The organism is Pelagibaculum spongiae, from assembly GCF_003097315.1.
GTDB classification, from domain to species: domain Bacteria; phylum Pseudomonadota; class Gammaproteobacteria; order Enterobacterales; family Pelagibaculaceae; genus Pelagibaculum; species Pelagibaculum spongiae.
Genome location: NZ_QDDL01000007.1, coordinates 45,120 through 68,585, shown reverse-complemented (window position 1 = coordinate 68,585; position 23,466 = coordinate 45,120). Strand labels below are relative to the sequence as shown.

The 23,466-nt window shown below is 44.0% G+C and carries 22 protein-coding genes; 17 read left to right on the top strand and 5 right to left on the bottom strand.

Annotated elements, in window-relative coordinates; translation table 11 throughout:
• Nucleotides 1-79 precede the first annotated feature (79 nt).
• Both DC094_RS15645 and DC094_RS15640 read left to right on the top strand, forming a co-directional pair.
• Nucleotides 80-1,381: an inosine/guanosine kinase gene (locus DC094_RS15645; protein WP_116688069.1), complete on the top strand. Its 1,302-nt coding sequence runs from the start codon at nucleotides 80-82 to the stop codon at nucleotides 1,379-1,381.
• Between the two features lie 129 nt (nucleotides 1,382-1,510).
• Complete coding sequence (locus tag DC094_RS15640; protein WP_116688068.1) at nucleotides 1,511-1,762, top strand: hypothetical protein; 252 nt, start codon at nucleotides 1,511-1,513, stop codon at nucleotides 1,760-1,762.
• 4 nt (nucleotides 1,763-1,766) lie between these two features.
• Here the strand turns inward: DC094_RS15640 and DC094_RS15635 are convergent, their stop codons facing one another.
• Nucleotides 1,767-2,987, bottom strand: a complete 1,221-nt coding sequence (locus tag DC094_RS15635; protein WP_116688067.1) for a winged helix-turn-helix domain-containing protein — start codon at nucleotides 2,985-2,987, stop codon at nucleotides 1,767-1,769.
• Nucleotides 2,988-3,196: 209 nt separating this feature from the next.
• On the opposite strand from DC094_RS15635, the gene DC094_RS15630 reads away from it, so the two are divergent.
• Complete coding sequence (locus DC094_RS15630) at nucleotides 3,197-4,342, top strand: transposase (protein WP_133245575.1); 1,146 nt, start codon at nucleotides 3,197-3,199, stop codon at nucleotides 4,340-4,342.
• A gap of 145 nt (nucleotides 4,343-4,487) precedes the next feature.
• On the opposite strand, the gene DC094_RS15625 is transcribed toward DC094_RS15630, so the two are convergent.
• From DC094_RS15625 to DC094_RS15610, 4 genes are all read right to left on the bottom strand, one after another.
• The gene (locus tag DC094_RS15625) at nucleotides 4,488-4,952 is read right to left on the bottom strand and encodes an SMI1/KNR4 family protein (RefSeq protein WP_116688065.1); all 465 of its coding nucleotides are present in this window, start codon (nucleotides 4,950-4,952) and stop codon (nucleotides 4,488-4,490) included.
• A gap of 109 nt (nucleotides 4,953-5,061) precedes the next feature.
• Nucleotides 5,062-5,466, bottom strand: a complete 405-nt coding sequence (locus tag DC094_RS15620) for a hypothetical protein (protein WP_116688064.1) — start codon at nucleotides 5,464-5,466, stop codon at nucleotides 5,062-5,064.
• 152 nt (nucleotides 5,467-5,618) lie between these two features.
• A complete protein-coding gene (darG, locus tag DC094_RS15615; protein ID WP_116688063.1) occupies nucleotides 5,619-6,749 on the bottom strand; it encodes a type II toxin-antitoxin system antitoxin DNA ADP-ribosyl glycohydrolase DarG in 1,131 nt (376 codons plus the stop codon).
• Nucleotides 6,749-8,086, bottom strand: a complete 1,338-nt coding sequence (locus tag DC094_RS15610) for a DarT ssDNA thymidine ADP-ribosyltransferase family protein (protein WP_116688062.1) — start codon at nucleotides 8,084-8,086, stop codon at nucleotides 6,749-6,751. Before DC094_RS15610 ends, darG begins: the two co-directional genes overlap by 1 nt.
• Nucleotides 8,087-8,468: 382 nt before the next feature.
• On the opposite strand from DC094_RS15610, the gene DC094_RS15605 reads away from it, so the two are divergent.
• The 14 genes from DC094_RS15605 to DC094_RS15540 all read left to right on the top strand — a co-directional run bounded on the left by DC094_RS15605 (nucleotide 8,469) and on the right by DC094_RS15540 (nucleotide 23,400).
• Nucleotides 8,469-8,780 carry a site-specific integrase gene (locus DC094_RS15605; RefSeq protein WP_116688061.1) on the top strand — a complete coding sequence of 104 codons (312 nt, stop codon included), beginning with the start codon at nucleotides 8,469-8,471 and terminating at the stop codon, nucleotides 8,778-8,780.
• A gap of 185 nt (nucleotides 8,781-8,965) precedes the next feature.
• Nucleotides 8,966-11,104, top strand: coding sequence for a flagellar biosynthesis protein FlhA (gene flhA / locus DC094_RS15600; protein WP_116688060.1), 2,139 nt, complete (start codon nucleotides 8,966-8,968; stop codon nucleotides 11,102-11,104).
• 41 nt (nucleotides 11,105-11,145) lie between these two features.
• Entirely contained in the window at nucleotides 11,146-13,002 is a 1,857-nt protein-coding gene (locus DC094_RS15595) for an AAA family ATPase (protein ID WP_116688059.1), read from the top strand.
• Nucleotides 12,989-13,861, top strand: coding sequence for a MinD/ParA family protein (locus tag DC094_RS15590; RefSeq protein WP_439650636.1), 873 nt, complete (start codon nucleotides 12,989-12,991; stop codon nucleotides 13,859-13,861). The genes DC094_RS15595 and DC094_RS15590 overlap by 14 nt, the downstream gene beginning before the upstream one ends.
• A gap of 13 nt (nucleotides 13,862-13,874) precedes the next feature.
• Nucleotides 13,875-14,600, top strand: coding sequence for an RNA polymerase sigma factor FliA (locus tag DC094_RS15585; protein WP_116688058.1), 726 nt, complete (start codon nucleotides 13,875-13,877; stop codon nucleotides 14,598-14,600).
• 51 nt (nucleotides 14,601-14,651) lie between these two features.
• On the top strand, nucleotides 14,652-15,035 hold the full coding sequence (locus DC094_RS15580; protein WP_206605675.1) for a chemotaxis response regulator CheY: 384 nt from the start codon (nucleotides 14,652-14,654) through the stop codon (nucleotides 15,033-15,035).
• 14 nt (nucleotides 15,036-15,049) lie between these two features.
• Nucleotides 15,050-15,820, top strand: a complete 771-nt coding sequence (locus DC094_RS15575; protein WP_116688056.1) for a protein phosphatase CheZ — start codon at nucleotides 15,050-15,052, stop codon at nucleotides 15,818-15,820.
• A 70-nt stretch (nucleotides 15,821-15,890) separates the two neighbouring features.
• A complete protein-coding gene (locus DC094_RS15570) occupies nucleotides 15,891-18,131 on the top strand; it encodes a chemotaxis protein CheA (protein ID WP_116688055.1) in 2,241 nt (746 codons plus the stop codon).
• An 18-nt stretch (nucleotides 18,132-18,149) separates the two neighbouring features.
• Nucleotides 18,150-19,382 (top strand): protein-glutamate methylesterase/protein-glutamine glutaminase, encoded by a 1,233-nt coding sequence (locus tag DC094_RS15565; RefSeq protein ID WP_116688054.1) that lies wholly within the window; start codon nucleotides 18,150-18,152, stop codon nucleotides 19,380-19,382.
• Complete coding sequence (locus DC094_RS15560; protein ID WP_116688053.1) at nucleotides 19,383-20,132, top strand: flagellar motor protein; 750 nt, start codon at nucleotides 19,383-19,385, stop codon at nucleotides 20,130-20,132. It begins immediately after the preceding gene.
• Nucleotides 20,129-20,923 carry a flagellar motor protein MotB gene (locus tag DC094_RS15555; RefSeq protein ID WP_116688052.1) on the top strand — a complete coding sequence of 265 codons (795 nt, stop codon included), beginning with the start codon at nucleotides 20,129-20,131 and terminating at the stop codon, nucleotides 20,921-20,923. The genes DC094_RS15560 and DC094_RS15555 overlap by 4 nt, the downstream gene beginning before the upstream one ends.
• Nucleotides 20,923-21,717 (top strand): ParA family protein, encoded by a 795-nt coding sequence (locus tag DC094_RS15550; RefSeq protein ID WP_116688051.1) that lies wholly within the window; start codon nucleotides 20,923-20,925, stop codon nucleotides 21,715-21,717. The genes DC094_RS15555 and DC094_RS15550 overlap by 1 nt, the downstream gene beginning before the upstream one ends.
• On the top strand, nucleotides 21,717-22,943 hold the full coding sequence (locus DC094_RS15545; protein ID WP_116688050.1) for a chemotaxis protein CheW: 1,227 nt from the start codon (nucleotides 21,717-21,719) through the stop codon (nucleotides 22,941-22,943). Before DC094_RS15550 ends, DC094_RS15545 begins: the two co-directional genes overlap by 1 nt.
• Nucleotides 22,921-23,400 carry a chemotaxis protein CheW gene (locus tag DC094_RS15540; protein WP_116688049.1) on the top strand — a complete coding sequence of 160 codons (480 nt, stop codon included), beginning with the start codon at nucleotides 22,921-22,923 and terminating at the stop codon, nucleotides 23,398-23,400. Before DC094_RS15545 ends, DC094_RS15540 begins: the two co-directional genes overlap by 23 nt.
• The last annotated feature ends 66 nt before the right edge of the window (nucleotides 23,401-23,466 follow it).

Sequence of the window (23,466 nt, the reverse complement as noted above, 5' to 3'; positions counted from 1 at the left end):
CAACTCTTGGTCGGCAGCAAATATTAGTCGGCAGTAAAATTCGCCGATAGCTCAGTAGTCCCGTCAGGGTAGGTGGACCATGAAGTTTCCCGGACAACGGAAAATCAAGCATTATTTTCCAGTTAACGCAGACAATCGTTTTGATCGTGAGAACGTGAGCTTTGGCCATGTAAATACCTATGTTACCGGTATTGATCAAAATATTGTCGATGTCACCGCCCATGTGAGCGACAGTGTATTAGAAGATTTTGGCTTGGGAAAAGGCATATCTCAGCTGCTGCCAGATAACGATGCAGCCAACCGCTTATACGCATATTTGCTCGATAATAAGCTTATTGAAGAAGAATATGCCGGTGGCACCATTGGCAACACCCTGCACAATTATTCGGTGTTGGCCGATGACCGCTCAATTCAGTTTGGTGTAATGAGCGAAAATATCGTTATTGGAACGTCTTCTTATCGTTACCTATGCAACACCAGCAGCAAGGTTGATTTAACTTTCTTGCAACCAGTTCCCGGCTCTATAGGGCGCGCATTTGCGTTAATCACCCAGGATGGCGAGCGTACTTTTGGTATCAGCCCTGGTTTAATGAACCATTTGACACCAGAGTTTATTCCCGATGATCAGGTTGCTAATGGCTCAGCTTTACTGCTTTGTGCTTATACTCTGGCGAATGCTGATTTGCCAATTTATCAAGCAACAATAAAAGCAGCGAAAATTGCTAAAGAAAATGAAGTGCCGGTCGTGTTGACGATGGGCTCGCGGCAAATGGTTGAAGCGCGAAAAAAAGAATTTAATGAGTTTATCGCAGAATATGTCAATATTGTTGCGATGAATGAAAGTGAAGCAGAAGCCTTAACCGGTTATGCAGATCCGTTGTTGGCCAGTCAGGATTTATTAAAAATTGTTGATTTAGTGTTATTGACTGCCGGCCCAGAAGGCTTATACCTTTCAGGTTATTCTGATCGAGATGCCTTGCGTCAAACTTCAAATCCAATTCGCTCTGGCTCAATTAGCGATTTTAATCGTTATGAATTTAGCCGACCAATGATCAAAAAATATTGTAATGATCCAGTGCAGGTATTTGCTCAGATCGATCCTTACATGGGCGGTCCTGAGCGTATCAGTAATACTAATGGTGCCGGCGATGGTGCATTGGCTGCAGTAGTGCATGATGTTGCAGCTAAAGACTTTCATGGTCGGGTGTTACCGACTTCAGGCAAGCATTCTCGCGGTTATTTAACTTACTCGTCATTCGCCCAGGTTTGTAAATATGCCAACCGGGTTAGTTACCAAGTGCTAGCGCAGAGCTCGCCACGCTTATCACGTGGACTGCCAGAGCGAGAAGACAGCCTTGAAGAGGCATATTGGAGTCGCTAGCGGTTAAGCGAAACTAAATAAGCTACAAAAAAAACCGCTAACTTTTAGCGGTTTTTTTTATTTTCATTCGCAAGGCTATGTTTGGTACTATTTCTACCATTAAATGGAAAACAATAAGTAAAATACGTTATGGCAAAACCTAATAAAAAAGGGCCGACTAAAACGGTTGATATTTTTTGTGCTGGCTGCAATGAGATATTATTTAAATATCGAAAGGGTGGTAAGGGCGCATTAGTAAAGAGTTTTAAAGAACGGATTAGCCAAGACTATACTGCTGAGCCTTGCATCTGTCCTAAGTGCCATAAACCGTTTGCCCGTGAAACGCTCATTCGCGGCTTGCCTGCATATAAATTTATTGGCGGAAAGGTGTGGTTTAAGTAGCGAATTAGCGAGTTAATGCCTGTTGTAAAATTTTAATCAGATGTTTTGGATTTGCTTTTGTTAAAGTTATCGAGCTGCAATTTTGAAAATGGCAGAAGTTTTTAATGGCATCAACTAACGCTGAGATTACTGCATCTTGATCAAAATTATGCGGTTCTAAATACAGCGATTTCACTTCAAAATTACCGGTTTTACGGTGGGCTTTGCAATCCATTCGGCCAATAAACTGATCACTAAAAAGAAGCGGTAGGCAAAAATAACCATACTGTCGTTTTGCTTCAGGTAGGTAGCATTCTAGCTGGTACTCATATTGAAATAAGTGCTTAAGGCGCTGGCGTTGGATAACACAGTTATCGAATGGTGAAAGAATCTGCATGCGGTTATTGGTTCGGGGAACAGGGTGCTCCAACGAACCTGCTTCCATAATAAATACTTCGCCGCTGCTAACTTGTATAGATTCTAGAGTGCGCTGGGCTATTTTTTCATCGACTAGTACTTTTATTGCTTTACGGAGTTCGGCGCTTCGACGCAGATAAGTCAACCCCTTAAGTGAAACGGCACCATGGCAGCGTAACTGTTGTTCGAGCATGTGAGCTGCAAATTGCTCCATGCTCGGCATTTTTGAATCTATCCCAGCAGGCAGAACCCGTTCGGTTAGATCATAAGTTTTTTGAAAGCCTTCACGATTACTCACCATCAAATCGCCTTCCATATATAACTGCTCAAGCGCTCTCTTTGCAGGCTTCCAGTCCCACCAGCCGGTCCGTGTCGCGGTGTTTTCTGAAGCGATACTTTCTAGATCTCTCGATCGTAATGGCCCGTCAGATTGTATGCGAGCCAACAGCTCGGCCATTAGCTTTTTATCATGGGTTTTATGCCAATGGGTTTGTCCGCTTTTAATTGCATGTTTATAGGGGAGGGAATAGCGAAAATCTGCAATTGGCAGTACAGATGCAGCATGCGACCAATATTCAAAAATATCACCATTTAGCAACAATTTATTGATCATGGTGGGTTGGAATTTTGGTACTCGCGAATACAACACATGGTGATGCGCACGTTCTATTACTGAAATCGTATCGAGCTGAACATAACCGAGTTGGTTAATCGCTTTTCGAGCACCTGCCAAACCCTGGCCATAGGGCTGGGTTTGTTGCAAACCTTGGGCGGTTAGGCAAAGGCGACGCAGCTGGGTGAGTTGTTGTGGATGTTTAATTTCAATCATGGGTAGCTATATTGCCGGATCATCGGTTTACTCTCCACTGCTATCCGATAGAGCGGCCATCATCAGCGCCACCCAAAAGCCATCATCAGCGCAGCCATCATCAGCGCCACCCAAAAAATTATTTATGACCGGCGCTTTGCCTAAAAACATTTGATTTCAAAAATAAATCTATCCCAGTTAACATCAACCAACCACTGAAATAAGCTGGAGTGGATGCTTGTAAAAAGCCTTCCTTTTCTATTATGCCTGCACCTCGTGCGATCTTGTTTGACCCAAAGTCGAATCCATATGTGCATGCCTGTTCAAGATGCGTTAGGCGAGGGTGGTTGTGTGGTGAAGATCCTGCGATTGTGCCTGAGCTTCGAAAAAATTATGATCATCGTCGCCAGTGGATTGTCGATCGAATTGATCGGTTAACTCGGGCATTTTCGATTGATGTGGCGGCCTATGCCGTGATGAGCAATCACTACCATCTGGTGCTTTATGTCGATGTTGCACGAGCCAATAAATGGAGTGCACGCCAGGTATTATTGCAATATACCAAAGTGTTCGATGCCGAGCCGTTAGTTAAAAAATACCTTAGTTCACAAAAGCGACGCCTGCTCAGCGCAGCTGAAATTCATTATGTTGAAGCCAAAGCTGAAGAATATCGCAAGCGATTGTATTCAATTAGCTGGTTTATGAAATCGATTAATGAACCACTGGCTCGGTTGGCCAATGCCGAAGACCATTGCAAAGGGCGTTTTTGGGAAGGCCGTTTTAAGGCCCAAGCGTTACTCGACGAACAAGCGCTACTGACTTGCATGGCGTATGTTGACCTCAATCCTTTGCGTGCAGGCATTGCTAAAACACCAGAAACATCAGATTACACGTCCATTCAAGCAAGAGTCGAAACCGAGTTGCCAGAAGTGGCGTCTAAATCGGGCCGTACCAAAAACAATAAAAAAGCAGCTAAAAAACGACGCCATGATTATCAGTTTGCTTTACTGAAACCTTTTTCAGATAGCACTAATTCAAAGAACAAATCCAACAAGTCACATGTAAAGCAAAAGCCTTTGCCGTTTTCATTAAATGATTATCTGGAGCTGGTTGATGTCAGTGCCAGAATGGCGCGAAATGATAAAAAATATCACATGGATAGCCAACTGCTTCCTATTTTTGACAGATTAAAAATTGATACCACTGCGGTCTGGTGGGCTAAAACCATGAGCGGCCAAAGTAAGGCGTTATCGAACGTTCGAGCATTTGCCCATGCGATAGGCAGTTATCTAAATATCAGCGCGTTCAAGGCAAGAGTGATGCAACAAACGAAAGTTTGGCGAGCAAATCAACCACCACCAAAAAACTCCAGCTAATACTGTTAATTAAATCTGTGTATTTAACTTGCCGGGCATGCCTGGTGTTTCTGTTGTCTAGGTTTTCAGATAGCAGCCTAGAGAGAAGGAATAAACTCAAAAAACCGAAGAATTCCGGTGGTTTTTGGATATAAATAAAATGTCATTAATTATAAATAAAATTATGAGTGGCGCTCTTTCTTCCGATGAGTGGCGCTCTTTCTTCCGCAAAGTCCAAAAACAATTGATTTTCAATTCCTGACTCATCTGGATAAACCGTTGCTTCATATGGCCCTACACCTCTAGCAAAAAGCCAAAGATAATCATAAAAAGTTTGAGCAATTATACCTAACTCCCCTTCAGAACCAAAAAACACAATTGGCTGTTGGAGTAAGTCGCAATTATCTTTTACACACCAAAATGCAGCATACCCACCACTTCCATCTTGACCAAAAATTAGATAATCATTCCCATCAACTTCATTATTTCCCGTCCAAGCTTTTATCCATTCTGTGGTTTCGCTTTTAGAGTAAAAAGAATCAAATGGTTCGAAATCAATTCCTTCCCCATCGTTATAGTCTATTTCAATAGAATGTAGTTGCTTTAATAACTCAGGAAATTCCCTATCCATTTTAATTCTCCAATATATGAGGGGGATGTACGCCTAACGTCTGCATTTGGGGCCGGAGCACGCAGTGCGGAGGTCCCAGCCCACGAAGTGGGCGAACAACATGCACTTGTTAAATGCTTTTTTCAATCAATTGTTCATATCCGACGGGAATTCCAATCCCTCCGTCCAATTTACTAATGCTCCATTTTTCAGGGTCTTCATAATCAAAATAGATGTTGAAATTATATTCAGAATCCACAACGAGCAGGCAAACTATAAATTCTTTTTCTATACTCTCTAATGCCTGCCATAACTCCTTAAACAACTTATGCAACGGTTCTAAAAGCTCTTCATGATCGAATACACCGATCAACTCCACTTCATCACCATTGATATATGAGCCGTTCCCACCAAATTGGGACGGGAGTGCTCTAATACGATAAAATGCCTTTGACCAACCTGAAAATTTTTCGTCTGAATACTCCATATATAACTTAGCAATTTCCTTAACTAAGCTATTACATTCTTCGTTCATTTTTTCAACTCCATAATTCATCTCTTTTCATTTAACGCCCGCTTCACGGGCAACTTGTAGTGAAGCATTTTTGTGTGATACTGGCGCGCAGCGACGACACAAAAATGCGAAGCGAAAAGTTGTCCCTGTGGAAGCGCTTGTTAGGGCTTACCTTAATTGAGCTCAATAATGTCATCTTTTATTTTAACCTTCACTGCCGAAAACTTTTCAATAGCTAAGGCATCTTTTTCTGATAAGGCTTGGATATCCGTATAGTAGAATCTTGAGGCACACTTGTTTATATGTTTTGCCTGTTTGGCAACCCACTCTAACCTATTGGTTGTGAAAACAGCCTTTTCAGCAAGAAATAAACGACTTAATACAGAAGGCATATAAGCCTTTCTATCAAACGAATCAAAAGGGTTACCAATAGAAAGTAGCGTCAAGCAAGTTAAATTTGCATTTGCATTTGCTTTTTGAGCCGATTTAAAAATCCCCGTAGGCATAAAAACACCCACTACAATACCTTTCTTTGCTGCTTCAAATGCCATTTTCTTATCGAACGCAGAGCTACCAAAGAGGATACTTAGGCGGTTGAACTTACAGTAATTAACCAGTTTTTTCACAAACTCTATCTCATGCGAGTTAGGCTTGGAGCTTGAGATTAGTGAAATATCATAGCTTTTGATATTAATATTATTAGAATTAAATAAATATAAATTCTTTTCTGTAAATAATCTCAATCGATCTGGGTAGTCAGCAGACTTGATAGTTATAGTCGTAATGCTTTCTTGTGCTAATAATTTATCATCTTCGATTATGCTTGATTCAATTTTGCCAGCTTTTTTTGAACTATCAGGCTCGAACACTAAGATCTTATGCTGTGAATCTGAAAGGTAACTTTCAATAAGTTTCTTAACCTTTAGCCAATCTAAACCGCCATGTCCACAACCTAACGCAGGCAAAGTAATTACTGAGTGTTTTATTTGTTTCAAATATTCAGATAGCCACTTTAGACCATCTTCGACATATTCATATTTAGAAGGGTTTCTCCAATGATCTTTAGTTGGAAAATTGATGATTTGAATTTCCTTGGAAAACATATCATCACTCTCCCATACCGAAGGTATGCCTGGACGAATTAAGCCTTTTTTGCATTCTTTCGCATACAGTTTAAACATGTCAGGGTATTTTTTTTTGAAAGCTAAAGCTACTCCAGCCCCCATAACTCCTACACAATTGACAGTATTTACTCTGATATCTGCGTCAAAATCAAAAAAATTCCCCTTAACAAATTCAATCATTAGAAAATTTCCATAATTTTTGTATGTGCTTTTTCCCAATCTAAAACTCTATCGGTATACCATGGTGAGTGTATCGACATCACATCAGCCTTTGCTAAGGCATATAGCATATTTAGATCAGATTCAGTCTTCAAAACTTTATTGAGCTCTTTCAAGAAACGTCCTGAAGTTAAATGGTCACCAAAGAAATCATGATACATAACTAAAAGTACGACCTGCCTAATTTCTTTTTTTGAAATTGAATCAATTTCTTCGGCTAATACTCTTTCTATGTACAATGCTGACTTCCTTGGATGGTCATCATCGACTTTCTGCTTGCCATTAGTCCAACGACTTTTCGGCCCCTTTCCAACATCGTGTAAATAAGCAGCAAACTCTACAACTAGCTTTTCTTGATCATCTAAGTTTTCATATTCTGAACTTTCAACCAAGTTTTTAACAACTCTTCTAGTGTGACCCTCAACATTCTCACTGTGAACCCTATTATCTGTTGGTAGGTCAACAATACCTTTCAATTCTTTTATACATGAAAAGTCTTTTCTAATTGCACATAAGGCTTCCTCGATATCATCAAATTGATAAGGAGTATCAACTGTTTTCCTTGCTTTATTTATGCTCTTAACAATTCTCTCGAATGTACTTCTAGTTACTTCAGGGCCTTGAACTAATGAAGAGTTTTTATCATAATTAAAATCACAATAATAATGGTGATACCCATTTTCACCGTCAAAAAACACTGGAGGGCATTTAATTCCACTCTTTTTAAATGAGTTTTCCACGTATTCTTTACAATCCTCATTCCAAACAATAATGTATGAAATATCACTAAGTTCAAACTTTTTAAAATGTAGAGCCTCTGCCATTTTTTTATGCTTTTCTGCCTCATTTGGAGAACTCCATGCTTTACTCTCTATGCAGCTCCAACTCAATTCATCTAGTTTTGAAGGGCAGTCATAAAACGTAGGCGGCTCATACCTTCTATTAGCTGCTTTATCAGTAAATACGAATTTTTCATTCTCTAAGTTATTAATTGAAACGGCAAAATATATAAAGTATGGCTGATCATAGTTTCGAGATTTAATAAGACTAAGAAACATAGGTGTTCTAGGGTTAAAATAAAATGGCACATAGTCATGGACGTGACCTTTAGGCCCACACGTAACTTTCATTTCGTGTCTAGTACACTGTATGTCGGATGAAGCTACATTTAAATGCTCTATATTCTTCTTTTCTTTTTCATTTGTACTTAATAGGCCATTAGCTAAAATTTCTTCAAGATTTTCCAAGTGCGTAAAATGAAAAAAGTATTTCCCTTTGTATTGCTCCGAAATAGTCATCTAAATCCTTATTTAAGATTACTCGGCTGCGGAAGAGCCCTAACAGCGACTTATACCGCATTTTTGCCGCATAGTCTTATATAAATATGAAAGACAAATCTCGCTTTAGCTCGCCGCTAGGGCTTTACTCTGGTGGCTTGCTTGCCTTTTCATGGCTTGCTGGCGACGATATATTTTGATTCCGTGTATGTCAATTGATTGAACTATCGACAAAATGCTGCTGAACAGAGGGGTTTTAAAAAACACACATTAACTCATTGAAATAAAATAGTTACTTTAAGGTTTGCTCAATCGACATATACGGTTAACTTTTGTTGAGTTTGACATAATTGGATACTGTATCTATATACAGCTATCTTGTTTTCGTTTTGTCAGGTGCAGCATGCGATTACAGCAGCGTTATTGCGAAGCCGTTCGCCAAATGAACTATTCCTATGCGACTGAGAAAACCTACTGGCAGTGGATTCGTCAATTCCTTCTGTTTCATAAAATGCGTCACCCTGAGCAAATGGCTGAAGCTGAAATTACCCAGTTCCTTAGTTATCTTGCGGTAAGAAAGAACATATCTGTAGCAACTCAACAGATTGCTTTAAATTCTTTGATATCCACCAGAAATAAATGTCGCACTTGCTATATACCCAGCAATAGCGCCGCTGTTTGCTGCAAGCGTACGTGTTGTGTTGCGAGTGGGTAATTCATTGTCAAACACCGAACGTGCTTTGGCGGTAGTTAACGTTAACGCAAAGAGCACACTGCAAAGATAAAAACACCCATTCGCTAGTTTGAATGTCGTGCATTAATTCTCGCTAAAACAAACCATTAAGACCTCGCCAAAATCCCGCCGCTTAATCTGGCACAATTCTTGATATATCCGCCGCTATGAATCAAGCGAATTTAATGCAGTCCCTTAGTGGACTCAAAGTCAAAGGGCTCGGCGCTCCCATTTTATTAATGGCGATGATGGCAATGATGATATTGCCGCTGCCGCCATTTTTACTGGATGTGTTATTCACCTTTAACATCGTATTAGCGCTGGTGGTGCTTTTGGTGAGTGTTTATGCCAAAAGAACCCTCGACTTTACGTTATTTCCTTCGGTATTGCTGATAGCGACTTTGCTGCGTTTGTCGTTAAACGTTGCCTCGACTCGGGTGGTATTGCTACGCGGTCATGAAGGCGGCGATGCAGCAGGTAAGGTTATTGCCGCTTTCGGTGAGGTGGTGATTGGCGGTAACTATGCGGTTGGTTTCATTATTTTCATCATTTTGATGATTATTAACTTCGTGGTGGTGACTAAGGGTGCCGGTCGTATTTCTGAGGTAAGTGCTCGATTTACCCTTGATGCCATGCCGGGCAAACAAATGGCGGTGGACGCCGATTTAAATGCCGGATTAATTAGTCAGGAAGAAGCCAAAGAGCGCCGGTCTGATGTATCGCGCGAAGCCGACTTTTATGGCTCGATGGATGGTGCCAGTAAATTTGTTCGGGGTGATGCGATTGCCGGTATTTTAATTCTACTGATTAACCTAGTGGGTGGCTTTGGTATTGGTATGGTTCAGCATGGGCTGGATTTTGCTACTGCCGGCGAATATTACGCCATGCTCACTATTGGTGATGGTTTGGTGGCGCAAATTCCATCGCTACTGCTTTCAACTGCAGCGGCAATGATGGTGACCCGAGTATCGGGTGATGTCGATATGGGCGAGCAGCTAAAAACAGAAATGTTTGCTGACCCAAAGGCGTTATCTGTCGCAGCAATTATTGTAGCAATTATGGGTATTGTGCCGGGCATGCCGCATTTTGCATTTTTATCGCTAGCGGGTTTGTGCGGTTTGCTTGCTTGGTACTTTGCTAAGCAGGCCAAGCAAATTGCTGAAGGTGGCGGGCAAGCATTGGCCTTGGCTAATCAGCCTGCTGGCTCGGTGATGGCTGTAGGTAAGCCAGCAAGTGGTACTTTGGTGCCCACTGGAGATGCCGCGCCGGTGGCAGAAATTAGCTGGGACGACGTGGCTAATGTTGATTTAATTGGGTTGGAAGTAGGTTATCGATTAATTCCTTTGGTTGATGCCAACCAAGGCGGCGAATTAATGACACGTATTAAAGGCGTGCGTAAAAAGCTATCTCAAGAATTAGGCTTTTTAATTCCACCGGTTCATATTCGCGACAATTTAGATTTACCGCCTTCTGGTTATCGAATCACCTTGTTGGGTGTCAATATTGGTGAGGCTGAAATTCAGACGAATGCCGAAATGGCGATTAATCCCGGTCAGGTTTTTGGCGATGTTAAAGGCACGCCAACGATTGACCCAGCATTTGGTCTGCAAGCTTTCTGGATAGATCCCAATACTCGTAATGAGGCTCAAACCCTCGGTTATACCGTGGTTGACCCGGGCACTGTGGTGGCGACGCATATGAGCCATTTAATTCAAACCCATGCCCATGAATTATTAGGCCATGAAGAAGTGCAGCAGTTGCTGAACTTGTTAGGCAAACAATCGCCGAAGTTGGTGGAAAGCCTAACGCCAAATCCATTGCCATTAAGTGTGCTGGTGAAGGTGTTACAAGGCTTGTTGGAAGAGCAGATTCCGATTCGTGATATGCGATCTATTTGCGAAGCGTTGGCTGAGCTGGCACCGCGCAGTCAAGATCCTGACACTCTGTTAGACCGAGCGCGGGTTTCATTGCGAAGGATGATCGTTCAAGGAATCAATGGCTTGGAGCATGAGCTGCCGGTTATTACTTTAGATCCCGGATTGGAACACATCTTGCAACAGTCATTGCAAGCAGGTGCTCAAGGTGGTTTTGAGCCGGGACTGGTAGAAAAAATGCAGCAATCGATTCAGGAAGCAGCGCAGCGACAGGAAATGAGCGGACAACCAGCGGTATTGCTGGTCGCACCAGGTCTTCGTCGTACGTTAAGCCGATTCCTGAAGGGTGTTGCTCCGGGGCTGAATGTTTTGTCCTATCAGGAAATACCAGATAACAGAAATATCAAAGTTGTTGCCAGCGTTGGTCAATAGATTGATAGATCAATAGGCCAATCGGTAGAGGGAAGTAGTTGATGAGAATGCAACGATTTACGGCACCGGACATGCGCCGAGCCATGCGTCAAATTAAAGAAGAGTTAGGCGCTGAAGCGGTCATTTTATCCAGTAAAAAGCATGCGGCAGGCGTTGAGCTAGTCGCGGCAATTGACTGTGATGAAAGTTTGGCGGCCATCCCGGATTCCCATCAACAAGCAGCTTTTAATTCACAACCGGCAATCGCTGAACGTCGTCCGGCTAAACCTGCTAGTTGGAAGGCGGCGATGAATGAAAAATTGGATGAAAAACCCAGTTTGGCCAAACGTGCCTTGGCTGGTTTTTCACGCAATAGCCAGCGACCTGCGATGCAGGCTGCACAAAGTCCAGCACCAAGAGTTAAGCAGGCACCTCAGGCTAGCCAACATCGAACGCCAACCACTAGCCATTTAAATACTCGGTCGGCAGATACAACAAGGCCTACGCAGCAAAAAAATGCTGCACAATCGATGGAATCGATGGATTGGCAGGGCTTTTCTGAAAAAGCCTTTGCCAAGGCAACGCAAGCTAAAACCCGTCAAGCAAGTGCGGATGCAGATCGCTCAGCACCGACTCCTGCTGTCACTCAGTCAGGCGGTGGTAATGCTGCCGCAACTTTCGGTGCATCTTCGTTTGCCGCTCAAGTACAGCGGCAGGTGCAACAACAAGCGCAAAGCCAGCGGCCTTCAGATTTTGATTTAGAAGATAGTCATCGCCATCAACCTGATCAGCTGAAGATTTCTGATCAGGCGTTTCAGGCTGACTATCAGTCAAAGGGTCGTCAAGCTCAAGATCGTCAACCAGAAAATACCCAACCTCAGCAGCAAAATAATCAGTCACAGCAAAATCATAGTTTTTCTGCACCGGCTGAAACTACTGAAATGAGTAAGATTGAAGCGCAAATTGAAGATTTGAAAAAATTAATGGAGCAGATGGCGCAAAATACTCAAGCGCATCATCAGGCTAGTGGATTGTATTCGGTTAATCCGTTAGCTGGCCAGAATACTTCTGCTGCCGCTTCTACTATTTCGCCAATGCTACCGCAGTCAGAAATTGCCAATAAATTACAGCAAAAATTTGCCAACTTTGGTTTATCTCACAGCTTGTGCCAAGAAATGGGAATAAAGTTTGCCGACTTGGGCACAGACGCCGGATTTGAGCGAGGCGTTCGGTCATTAACTGATCAAATAACTTGCATTGATGACGACATTTTGGCGCAAGAGGGGGTTATTGCATTGGTTGGTCCAACCGGTGCAGGAAAAACCACCACCATCGCAAAATTAGCCGCTCGATATGTGATGCGATTTGGCCCAAAAAGCTTGGTTTTGATTAATAACGACAGTTATCGAATTGGTGCTAGGGAACAGCTCAGAACCTACGGTCGCATTTTAGGTGTAGACGTTGTCGAAGCAGAAAATACCCAACAGATGCACCATATCCTTGATTCGATGCAGGGCAAAAAAATGGCACTTATTGATACTACCGGCATTAGTGAACAGAACTCAGGTATTCCTGACTGGCTAGTTCCTGGCCATGCAAGAATACCAGTTAACCGTTATCTGGTATTACCGGCAATTGGTCAGCTTGGCTATCAGCAACACGCGATAGAGCGATTTTCTGCGCTGGGTTTGAACGGTTGCATATTGAGCAAAGTCGATGAAGCGCTTGGGCTAGGTGAAAGTCTTGGTGCATTAATTGATAGCCAACTGCCATTGCTTGCTGTGACTAATGGCCAGCGAGTACCAGAAGATCTTGCAAGACCACCCGCTGGAGAACTGGTTGAACAAGCGCTGAAGTTGCATCGTCGCTCAGCGGCCAATAATGAATTCAAGGATAAGTTAGTCAATGCATTCCGCTAGTAATTTACAACAAGCCGATCAGGCTCAAGGTCTGAGAAAAATTATGGGTAGTCGTCCTATTCAAGTTATTGGCATTACCGGCGGCAAAGGCGGCGTGGGTAAAACCAACGTTTCGGTTAATTTAGCGGTCAGTCTGGCGAAAATGGGCCGACGGGTCATGCTGATGGATGCCGACCTTGGCTTGGCGAATGTCGATGTATTATTGGGTTTACATGCCAAGGCCAATTTATCTCATGTTTTTTCCGGTGAAGCGGAATTAAGAGATATTTTATTGGATGGCCCTGGCGGCATAAAAATTGTTCCGGCATCTTCCGGCACACAACATATGACTCAGCTTTCTAATTCAGAGCACGCAGGTTTAATTCGTGGCTTTAGTGAATTAGCCATTGATACCGATGTTTTAATTGTTGATACCGCCGCTGGCATTTCTGACACCGTAGTCAATTTTTTGCGGGCTTGTCAGCATGTGGTGATGGTGGTGTGTGATGAGCCGACATCGATAACCGATGCTTACGCATTGATGAAATTGCTAGAGCGTGACCATGGTATCGACCATTTCAGAATTCTCGCCAATATGATTCAGACCCCGCGTCAGGGGCAAGAATTATTTGTCAAATTATCGCGTGTTACCGATCGTTTCCTGGATGTTGGACTTCAGTACATGGGTGGTGTGCCATTTGATATGCAGGTGCGTCAGGCGGTGAGAAAGCAAAAGGCAGTGGTTGATGCTTACCCTTCTAGCCAAATTGCTCGTGCCTTTGGTCAATTAGCTAAGCAGGTTGATAACTGGCCAATACCGACCGGTGCCAGTGGCCATATGGAATTCTTCCTCGAGCAGCTTTTGGCTGGAAATCAATAACTGAGGAGGCGCTATGAACGGAGCTGCAGCATACGCGGCGAATAGCTTAAACACTGCCAGTGCCGATTCATTAGTGATTAGCTGCGCAGGGTTGGTAAAGAGAATCGCTCACCATTTAATTGCCCGTCTTCCTGATTCAGTTCAATTAGATGACCTGATTCAAGCTGGAATGATTGGCGTTCTTGAAGCGTCAAAAAATTATGATGCAGGTAAAGGGGCCAGCTTTGAAACCTATGCCGGCATAAGAATTCGCGGGGCAATGCTCGATGAATTGCGCCGCAATGACTGGGCACCTCGCTCAGTTCACCGTTATGGCCGTGATATAAGCCAGGCAATTGCTCAAGTTGAGGCAAGAACCAGCGCTGAAGCTCGGGATGTTGATGTCGCTAAGCAGATGAATGTTTCATTGGATGAGTATCACAAAATGCTTAAGCACAGTGATTCAGGTCGGCTGGTGTCAATCGATCTACTGAGTGAGTTCGGGGATGCGCCGTTTGTCGAGGCAAATGAAACTGTAGCTCCAGATTTCGGCGTAACGGACGAAAACTTTCGTAGGGATTTGGCAAAAGCAATTTCCCGATTACCAGAGCGCGAAGCTTTGGTGTTGTCGCTTTATTACACCGATGAACTGAACCTTAAGGAAATTGGTCAGGTTCTCGGCGTAAGTGAGTCACGGGTTAGCCAGATACATTCTCAGGCGGTCGTGCGACTCAGAGCACGGATGCAGGATTGGAGTTAGGCGGCTGCAAATGATGCTGCGGCCGTTTTGGAGGTTGTCTTGGACAAAAACATGAACATCCTGGTGGTAGATGACTTTTCTACCATGAGACGAATCATCAAGAACCTATTGCGGGATCTTGGTTTTACAAAAATTGAAGAAGCTGATGATGGCTTAACTGCATTACCGATTTTGCAAACAGGCCGTATTGAATTTCTGGTAACCGATTGGAATATGCCGGGAATGCAGGGTATCGATCTGTTAAAGGAAGTTCGTGCTGACGAAAGACTGAAGCATATACCGGTATTAATGGTAACGGCTGAGGCAAAACGCGAACAAATCATTATGGCTGCCCAAGCAGGCGTTAACGGCTATGTCGTTAAACCTTTTACCGCTGTCACATTGAAAGAAAAAATCGATAAGATTTTCCAGCGTGTTGATGGGGCTAAGGCTTAGGAGCTAGCAAAATAATGAGTGCCGATAACAATGTTAGCGCTAGCCAGAGCCAGCCTATTGATACCGACAGGCTAGACCAAGCTAAACAGTTGGTCGATTTAATGGAAAGTGGCAAGTTAGATGAAGCGCGCTCCATTTTAGATGAATTAAGCGAAATGCGTTCCAGCGACTTATTTCAGGAGCTGGGTAAATTAACCCGTGATTTGCATGAAGCGATAAATAATATCCGGGTTGATGATCATATTGCCGCCTTGGCCGAGCAGGAAATTCCTGATGCGACCGATCGGTTGAAATATGTGATTGCGATGACCGAGCAGGCCGCCCACCGAACGTTAACCAGTGTCGAAGAATCTTTACCACTGATTGAAGGTGTGGGTAGCCAAGCAGAAATGATTCAAGGCGAATGGAAACGATTTATGAATCGTGAAATGTCGGCTGAAGAATTTCGTGGTCTTTGCGGGAAAATTGACCAGTTTTTTGATCTGGCGAAGAACGATAGTAGTAAAGTTCAAGCCAATTTGACCGATGTATTAATGGCTCAGGATTATCAGGACCTGACTGGCCAAGTAATTCGTAAAGTAATTACTTTGGTCGAAGAAGTTCAGGGTAATTTGGTCAACCTAATTCGAATGACAGGTGGTGCGGCGATTACGCAAGTAGAACAGTCACCTGCAATTGAAAAATTCGAAGAAAGTGTTGCGCCTCCAGTCGCTGAGCCAGAAGCCAGAGCCGATTTATGCGGTCAGGATGATGTGGATGACTTGCTGTCTAGTTTGGGCTTCTAGCGATTAATTTGACTAGAGCGAAAAACTTTTCAGTCAGCCAGTAGTAATAATCGGGCAGGGGAGTCGGCGGATGACGCTGGATGTTGATCAAGAGATATTACAAGACTTTTTGGTAGAAGCTGGAGAAATTCTCGAGCTATTATCAGAGCAATTAGTCACGCTGGAACAAACACCAAAAGACAGTGATTTATTAAATGCGATATTTAGAGGCTTTCACACCGTAAAAGGTGGTGCGGGCTTTTTGTCGTTAGATCCGTTAGTGGAAGTTTGTCATGCGGCAGAAAATATCTTCGACAGATTAAGAAACCATGAAATCGAAGTATCTCCTGGGTTAATGGACCATGTTTTAAAAGGTCTTGATTCAGTGATCGATATGTTCGATGAAATCCGCAATGATGAACCACCGACGCCAGCTGATGCTGTGCAGCTTCAGGCGTTGCAAGCCTGGGCTGAAGGAAAACAAGAACAGTTGGTTGCACCGGTTAATCAGCAGGCAGTGATCGCTAACGCTGAGGCACAAGCTGCAGCCGATATTTCCGATGAAGAATTTGCTGAGTTAATGACTCAAATGAACGGCCCCCAAGCCAGTGCGCCGCAAGATCCTGTAAGTGCGCCGCACGTTGCCAGTTCAATAGAGGCGGCTCCTGTTGTTAGTCAACCAGCGGCAGATCCCATTTCATTTGGCCGAACGCTCGATGAAGATATTACTGAAGATGAATTCGAAGCGTTACTCGATCAGTTACATGGTGTTGGCCAACATGGCGGTATGCCAGCAGTTGAAGCTGTGCCAGAAACAGTTGAACCCGAAGTGCCGCCAGCACCGGTAATTAGTCCATTATCACTGGCCAATGATTCTGATGAAATTACTGAAGATGAATTTGAAGCACTGCTTGACCAATTGCATGGTAGCGGCGCGCCGGGCAGGCAAGACAATGTCGCGCCAGATGTAAATGATGATGTTGCATCGAATGCACAAGACAATATTGCTCCAGAAATTATTAATACGGTGAAGGCGCAAGCCGCACCAGTAGCAAAAGCACCTCAGCCGGCTGCTAAACCTGCGCTAGCAACACCGGTTGCTGCACCAGAAAAAGCAGCTAAGAAAACTGAAAAAGCCAAGGGCGATGTCACGGTTCGGGTAGATACCAGCCGGTTAGATGACATTATGAACTTGGTCGGTGAGCTAGTTTTGGTACGCAACCGATTAACCACCCTAGGTGCAGCCGGTGGCGATGAAGAATTGTCTAAAGCGGTACAAAATCTTGATTTAGTGACCAGCGATTTGCAGGGTGCGGTAATGAAAACCCGCATGCAGCCAATTAAGAAAGTCTTTGGTCGTTTCCCTCGAGTGGTCCGTGATCTGGCTCGAAATCTGAATAAAGAAGTCAGCTTGACCATGGAAGGTGAAGAAACCGACTTGGATAAAAACCTGGTCGAAGCCTTGGCTGATCCACTGGTTCATTTGGTTCGAAATGCAGTTGATCACGGTGTTGAAGACCCTGAAACTCGTGAGAAAAACGGCAAGTCACGCATCGGTAAAGTGGTATTAAAAGCCGCCCAGGCCGGCGATCATATTCAATTGTCAATTAGTGACGATGGCGCTGGAATGGATCCAGATAAATTACGCCTCAAAGCAGTTGAAAAGCAGTTGATGGATAGCGAAGCTGCCGCCAGATTAACCAACCGTGAATGTTTTAATTTAATTTTTGCACCCGGCTTTTCTACTGCCCAGCAAGTGTCTGATGTTTCAGGCCGTGGCGTGGGAATGGATGTGGTTAAAACCCGTATTGCCCAATTAAATGGGTCGGTGGATATCGATTCTACTCTAGGTGCTGGCACTAAAATTATTATTAAATTGCCATTAACTTTGGCAATTATGCCGACATTAATGGTGATGTTAGGTGGTCAACCTTTTGCCTTGCCATTGGGCAGCGTTAAAGAAATTTTCCATCTCGATTTAAATAAAACCTCCAATGTAGATGGCCAATTAACCGTAGTAGTTCGTGGTCAAACCTTGCCTTTATTTTATATCGATCAATGGCTGGTGCCAGTTGAGCGCCGGGAAAAGAAAGATAAAAAAGAAGGTCAAGTGGTGATTGTTTCAGTCGGTACCCAGTGGGTTGGTTTTGTTGTTGATCAATTGTTGGGACAGGAAGAAGTAGTCATTAAACCTTTGGGTAATCATTTGCACGGTACGCCAGGTATGGCCGGTGCAACCATTACCAGTGATGGTCGAATTGCATTGATTTTGGATATTCCGGGATTAATTAAACAGTATGCGCGGCGTAATGCCATGATAAGAAGTCTATAAATAGCACGGGGTTTGTAAATGGCAGTAAGAGTTCTGGCAGTTGATGATTCGTCTTTTTTTAGAAAACGAATTGTTGAAATACTTAAAAGCGACAAGGCCATCGAAGTCGTTGGTGCGGCAGAAAATGGTCGCCAAGCTGTTGAGATGGCAAGAAAGCTAAAGCCAGACGTTATTACCATGGATATTGAGATGCCTGAAATGGATGGTATTTCAGCAGTTCGTGCAATTTGCTCTGAACGGCCGGTGCCAGTTTTAATGCTATCGTCGCTAACCCATGAAGGCGCTACTGCAACATTAACTGCGATGGAAGCAGGTGCGGCTGACTTTATGCCAAAACGATTTGAAGATTTGGCGAGCCGCACTGGCAATGGTGGTAAAGGTTTGGTTGCACGGGTTTTGGCTTTAGCCAGAGGCGGCCGTTATCGGTTGACTCGACCAGCAGCTGCCCCCGTTCCTGATAGATCTAGTGCTCGACCGTTAACCACTGGAGCAGCAAGCGGATCAACTTCGGCAAGTGCTTTTGCACGGACTACATCTAAGCCGCAAACTAGTTTTGCTAGCCCTAGTCAGGTCACTGCAGCCAGTCAACCGGCTCGCTCTCATCCGTCAGTGGCCAGCCATGCTTCTGCTGTATCAGCTCATTTAGGAAGAGTGAAAAACACGATTGGTCGTGGCAATGATGCGCCAAAAATTCTATTAATTGGTGCTTCTACTGGCGGCCCAGTGGCGCTGCAAGCAGTGTTAACCTCGTTGCCGGCCAATTTTCCACTACCTATTTTGCTGGTTCAACATATGCCTGCGGCTTTTACCAAAGCATTTGCTGAGCGGTTAGATGGCATTTGTAATATTTCAGTTAAAGAAGCCCAAGGCGGCGAAACCTTGCGCCCAGGTCAGGCGCTGTTAGCACCAGGTGGCATGCAAATGCTATTGGATGGCTCAGAGCGTTCGGCGCGTATTCGAGTGATTGAATCTGACCCAAGCTTTACCTACAAACCGAGTGTTGATCTGACTTTTGGTTCGGTATCACGTGCCTTTGGCGGTCTGGTACATGCAATTGTATTAACCGGTATGGGCGCAGATGGTCGAGAAGGGTGTCGTGCATTGAAGCAAAAAGGTGCTTCGGTATGGGCTCAAGATGAAGCCAGTTGTGTGGTTTATGGTATGCCACAGGCAGTTGCCGCTGCCGGTTTAGCAGATCAGCAATTCTCGATAGAAAAAATCGCCCCTAGGCTGATCGAGGAGCTTTGCTAGATGAACCCCCTGATGCTTCTGGGATTAATCATTGGTGTGATGGCTTTGGGATATGGACAATATCTTGAAGGCGGCAGTTTATCGGCATTGATAAACGGCCCGGCACTGTTGATTGTTTTGGGAGGCAGTTTTGGTGCCGTGTTATTACAAACCCCGGGTAAATCGGTTGCTCGGGCTTTGTCGTTGTTAGGCGCTGCGTTGTTTAACAAGCAGGATGATTTTAATAAAACCATTACCCGATTAGTTCAATTAGGTTTTCAAACCCGGCGTGAAGGCTTACTAAGTCTTGAAAATGCCATGGAACGAGAAAAAAACCCCTATTTGAAAAAAATGCTGCATTTATTAATCGATGGGGTAGATCCTGAATCGATTAGACAAATTATGGAATTGGAAATTATTCAGCATCGAGCATCTGATATTCGTGCATCGCGTTTTTTTGAAAGTATCGGTGGCTATTGCCCAACCTTTGGCATTATTGGCGCGGTGATGGGCTTGATTCAAGTAATGGGTCGGTTGGGTCAGCCTGAGCAATTAGGTTCCGGTATTGCACTGGCTTTTGTCGCCACAGTTTACGGCATTGTTGCCGCTAATTTGATATTTTTACCACTTTTTGGTCGTATTCGAGCGCTAATTGATTATCAAAGTTGCTATCGGGAAATGCTACTGGAAGGCGTTTTATCTTTGTCAGTGGGTGAAAACCCAAGAATTACCGAGCTCCGTCTGAAAGGCTTTTTGGTGGGAGCAATATGATTCGCTGGAGAGAAACCGAAGTCGAAGCAAAAACCGATCGTTGGTTAATTTCTTATGCCGATTTTATTACGCTGTTGTTTGCGTTTTTTGTTGTTATGTATGCCATTTCTACCGTTGAACAGGAAAAATATCGCTCAGTGAGTGAATCTTTGGGGCAGATATTTGAAACGGTTCAACTATCAATTGATCCGATTCAAATCGGAATACCCGTTCCAGTTAAAGAAATTCGCAAACCAGAGCCAGAAAGGCATCTTGAAGCTGGTGACGGCAAACGACCAGTAGGCTTGCAACAAATTAATGAAGAATTAAAGTTGGCGTTAGCCGATCAATTAAGCAGCAAAAAAATTCGGGTCACGCTTGAAGAAGATCGATTGGAAATTGAATTAAAAAATCAGCTTTTATTTCAACCGGCCAGTGCCCGCATTCAGAACTCGGTAAAGCCATTGCTTCGTTCATTAGGTATGGCGTTGTCGCCTTATATGCATCCAGTGCATGTTGAAGGTTTTACCGATGACCGACCGGTAGATAATTTTATTTATCCATCGAATTGGGAGTTATCTGCAGCCCGTGCAGCAGCAGTGGTGCGCTCTCTGGCCAATTACGGTGTTTTACCGCAAAGATTATCTGCAACGGGTTACGGTGAATATTTTCCAATAAATGATAATGCCGACCCATTAGAGCGAGCAGATAATCGCCGTGTTTTATTGATTATTACCCAAGGCCAGCAATATGACCGTGGCTGGCGTAAAAATGCCGTATTAAATAATTCGGTATCTGGAGGCAGTCGATAATGCAGGTGATTGCTATAGCCAATCAAAAGGGTGGGGTAGGCAAGACCACTAGTGCAGTAACCTTAGGCGGAATTGCCAGAAGAAATGGCAAGCGAGTATTGTTGGTTGATTTGGATCCGCATGGTTCATTAAGTGCCTATTTTGGTTTAGACCCCGAAACCCAAAGTCCTAGTATTTACGATTTATTCCAAAAGCCGATGGGCGAAATGGAATTGTTGCAATTAGTTCGGCCATCAGCCCATGAGGGTATGGATATTTTACCGGCATCGATGTCGATGGTGACGTTGGATCGACAATTTGTTGGTCGCGGCGGTATGGGATTAGTGCTAGATAAAACTTTAAAAATGCTAGCGTCGGAATATGACATCGCATTTCTTGATTGTCCGCCGATTTTAGGTGTTTTAATGGTGAATGCATTAGCCGCCTGTAGTCAGCTATTAATTCCGGTGCAAACCGAGTTTTTGGCAATTAAAGGTTTAGAGAGAATGTTGCATACGCTGGAAATGGTCACTCGCTCCAGAAAAACACCATTGGATTTCCGTATCGTACCAACTTTATTTGATCGGCGAACCAAGGCCTCAACTACCAGTTTACGAATGTTGCGAAGTCGTTATCAAAATTTGATATGGGCTGGTGCAGTTCCGGTTGACACCCAGTTGCGTGATGCCAGTTTGGCAGGTCAATCGGCGGCTTGGTTTGCGCCAACATCACGCGGTACACAAGCCTATTGCAGTTTAATGCGTCAGGTAGTTGATCTGCCTAAGGCAATTCCGTCGGCAAGAGAAGGACTTTAATGGCGATTACACGAGCAAGAGCCCGCGCCGAACGGGTATTACAAAATTATTTAGATGAGCTGTTAGCTGACGAAGATTTCCTAGCCAATGCTGCGGAAATTGAACCGTCGCTAGAAAAAACTCAGCCTGATACGAAGCATCAACCGCTGTCTCTCCCGGAGGTGTCAGCAACGCCGATGGCTATGAATGACGCGGTTACTGCAAGCACTAAAACTAATCCGTCAGTGATTGCCCCGGCTGCTGTGAAACCAGCGTTGTCTTCACTAGAAACCCAGTTATTAGATGTCAAACATCAATCCGCTTTAGATACGCAGCTAGATCGGGCATTACAACAGGCCACCTTGCCAGAATATCCTTTGTTGCATGTCAATGAGCCTGCAGCCAACAGTGAGTTGATGCCAGCGGTACCTGATAGAGAAATTGCGGCCAAATTAGACACTGCATTTGAAGATGCGTTTGCCGGGGTAGTTCACGAATCACTGCATACTTTGGCTGATTTAGAACCATTAGGTGATGGATTAATTCCAGTGATTTCACCTGCTTTAGAAATTGAGCCGTTATTAGAGGTCGAGTTTGACCGCCATCATCAACTGCAACAAAACAAAATTATTGAGCAGGCCGCGATTGAAACTATTGCTGAGCCAATGATTGAACAGCAGGTTGAATCTGTTGTAGCAGTGACCACTGGCACGGAAAAATGCAACAAGATTCAAGAAATTGATTCAAAAGCGGAAGTTGCAGCAGAAGAAAGTTTCCAATGTTTGGTTTTTCAAATTGAAGGTATGTCGCTTGCGGTGCGGTTAGATGCACTAGGCGGCATTCACAAACAAACCTCAGCTCCAGTCAAGTTACCTGGCCAGCCCAAATGGTATCGCGGCGTTTATAAAGGTGAGCGCGGCAATATTCAGGTGGTGGATACCAAAAACTGGATTATGGGCAAAATGCCCGATCAAGAATTGGCAGGCGATGCCGATAAAGAATTTTTACTACTGCAGATTGCTGATACCCGCTGGGGATTGATGTGTGACTCGGTAGATGGAACGGAAATGATTCAGACCAGTGCCGTCCGCTGGCGTGAGTCAACAAACAGTCGGCCTTGGTTGGCTGGCATGCTGGTCAATCGGATGTGTGCCTTGCTCGATTTAAAAGCACTCTCCGGATTACTGGATCAGGCGGAAAATTCAACTGAAAAGGAGCGCTGTGATGACACAGGTTGCCATGACTGATAAGCAGGATGAAATTATCCAGTGGGTCACCTTCCGCTTAGAAGGTGAGACCTACGGTATTAACGTAATGCAGGTTAGAGAAGTACTTCGCTATAGCGAAATTGCTCCAGTTCCGGGAGCGCCATCTTATGTATTGGGCATTATTAACCTGCGCGGCAATGTGGTAACGGTGATCGATACCCGCCAGCGTTTTGGTTTGTCTTCGCGTGAAATTACCGACAATAGCCGAATTGTAATCATCGAAGCCGAAGGTCAGGTGTTGGGTATTTTGGTCGATAGTGTGGCTGAAGTCGTTTATCTCAAAGCATCAGATGTTGAGACGGCTCCGAATGTTGGCAACGAAGAAACCGCAAAATTCATCCAGGGCGTTGCTCAGAAAGACGAGGATTTATTGATTCTTGTTGATCTGAACAAGTTGCTTACGGAAGATGAGTGGAAAGAAATGGCGCAACTCTGAATGATGTCAATATTCTCCATTGCGCTTGTACTTTTAATCTGTATCCTTTTCGGGGTTATTGGTTGG

Excerpts from the sequence above, each read along its gene's own strand:
- DC094_RS15645 (WP_116688069.1), top strand. The coding sequence starts at position 80 with ATGAAGTTTCCCGGACAACGGAAAATCAAGCATTATTTTCCAGTTAAC.
- DC094_RS15640 (WP_116688068.1), top strand. The coding sequence starts at position 1,511 with ATGGCAAAACCTAATAAAAAAGGGCCGACTAAAACGGTTGATATTTTT.
- DC094_RS15635 (WP_116688067.1), bottom strand. The coding sequence starts at position 2,987 with ATGATTGAAATTAAACATCCACAACAACTCACCCAGCTGCGTCGCCTT.
- DC094_RS15625 (WP_116688065.1), bottom strand. The coding sequence starts at position 4,952 with ATGGATAGGGAATTTCCTGAGTTATTAAAGCAACTACATTCTATTGAA.
- DC094_RS15620 (WP_116688064.1), bottom strand. The coding sequence starts at position 5,466 with ATGAACGAAGAATGTAATAGCTTAGTTAAGGAAATTGCTAAGTTATAT.
- darG (WP_116688063.1), bottom strand. The coding sequence starts at position 6,749 with ATGATTGAATTTGTTAAGGGGAATTTTTTTGATTTTGACGCAGATATC.
- DC094_RS15610 (WP_116688062.1), bottom strand. The coding sequence starts at position 8,086 with ATGACTATTTCGGAGCAATACAAAGGGAAATACTTTTTTCATTTTACG.
- DC094_RS15605 (WP_116688061.1), top strand. The coding sequence starts at position 8,469 with ATGCGATTACAGCAGCGTTATTGCGAAGCCGTTCGCCAAATGAACTAT.
- flhA (WP_116688060.1), top strand. The coding sequence starts at position 8,966 with ATGAATCAAGCGAATTTAATGCAGTCCCTTAGTGGACTCAAAGTCAAA.
- DC094_RS15595 (WP_116688059.1), top strand. The coding sequence starts at position 11,146 with ATGAGAATGCAACGATTTACGGCACCGGACATGCGCCGAGCCATGCGT.
- DC094_RS15590 (WP_439650636.1), top strand. The coding sequence starts at position 12,989 with ATGCATTCCGCTAGTAATTTACAACAAGCCGATCAGGCTCAAGGTCTG.
- DC094_RS15585 (WP_116688058.1), top strand. The coding sequence starts at position 13,875 with ATGAACGGAGCTGCAGCATACGCGGCGAATAGCTTAAACACTGCCAGT.
- DC094_RS15580 (WP_206605675.1), top strand. The coding sequence starts at position 14,652 with ATGAACATCCTGGTGGTAGATGACTTTTCTACCATGAGACGAATCATC.
- DC094_RS15575 (WP_116688056.1), top strand. The coding sequence starts at position 15,050 with ATGAGTGCCGATAACAATGTTAGCGCTAGCCAGAGCCAGCCTATTGAT.
- DC094_RS15570 (WP_116688055.1), top strand. The coding sequence starts at position 15,891 with ATGACGCTGGATGTTGATCAAGAGATATTACAAGACTTTTTGGTAGAA.
- DC094_RS15565 (WP_116688054.1), top strand. The coding sequence starts at position 18,150 with ATGGCAGTAAGAGTTCTGGCAGTTGATGATTCGTCTTTTTTTAGAAAA.
- DC094_RS15560 (WP_116688053.1), top strand. The coding sequence starts at position 19,383 with ATGAACCCCCTGATGCTTCTGGGATTAATCATTGGTGTGATGGCTTTG.
- DC094_RS15555 (WP_116688052.1), top strand. The coding sequence starts at position 20,129 with ATGATTCGCTGGAGAGAAACCGAAGTCGAAGCAAAAACCGATCGTTGG.
- DC094_RS15550 (WP_116688051.1), top strand. The coding sequence starts at position 20,923 with ATGCAGGTGATTGCTATAGCCAATCAAAAGGGTGGGGTAGGCAAGACC.
- DC094_RS15545 (WP_116688050.1), top strand. The coding sequence starts at position 21,717 with ATGGCGATTACACGAGCAAGAGCCCGCGCCGAACGGGTATTACAAAAT.
- DC094_RS15540 (WP_116688049.1), top strand. The coding sequence starts at position 22,921 with ATGACACAGGTTGCCATGACTGATAAGCAGGATGAAATTATCCAGTGG.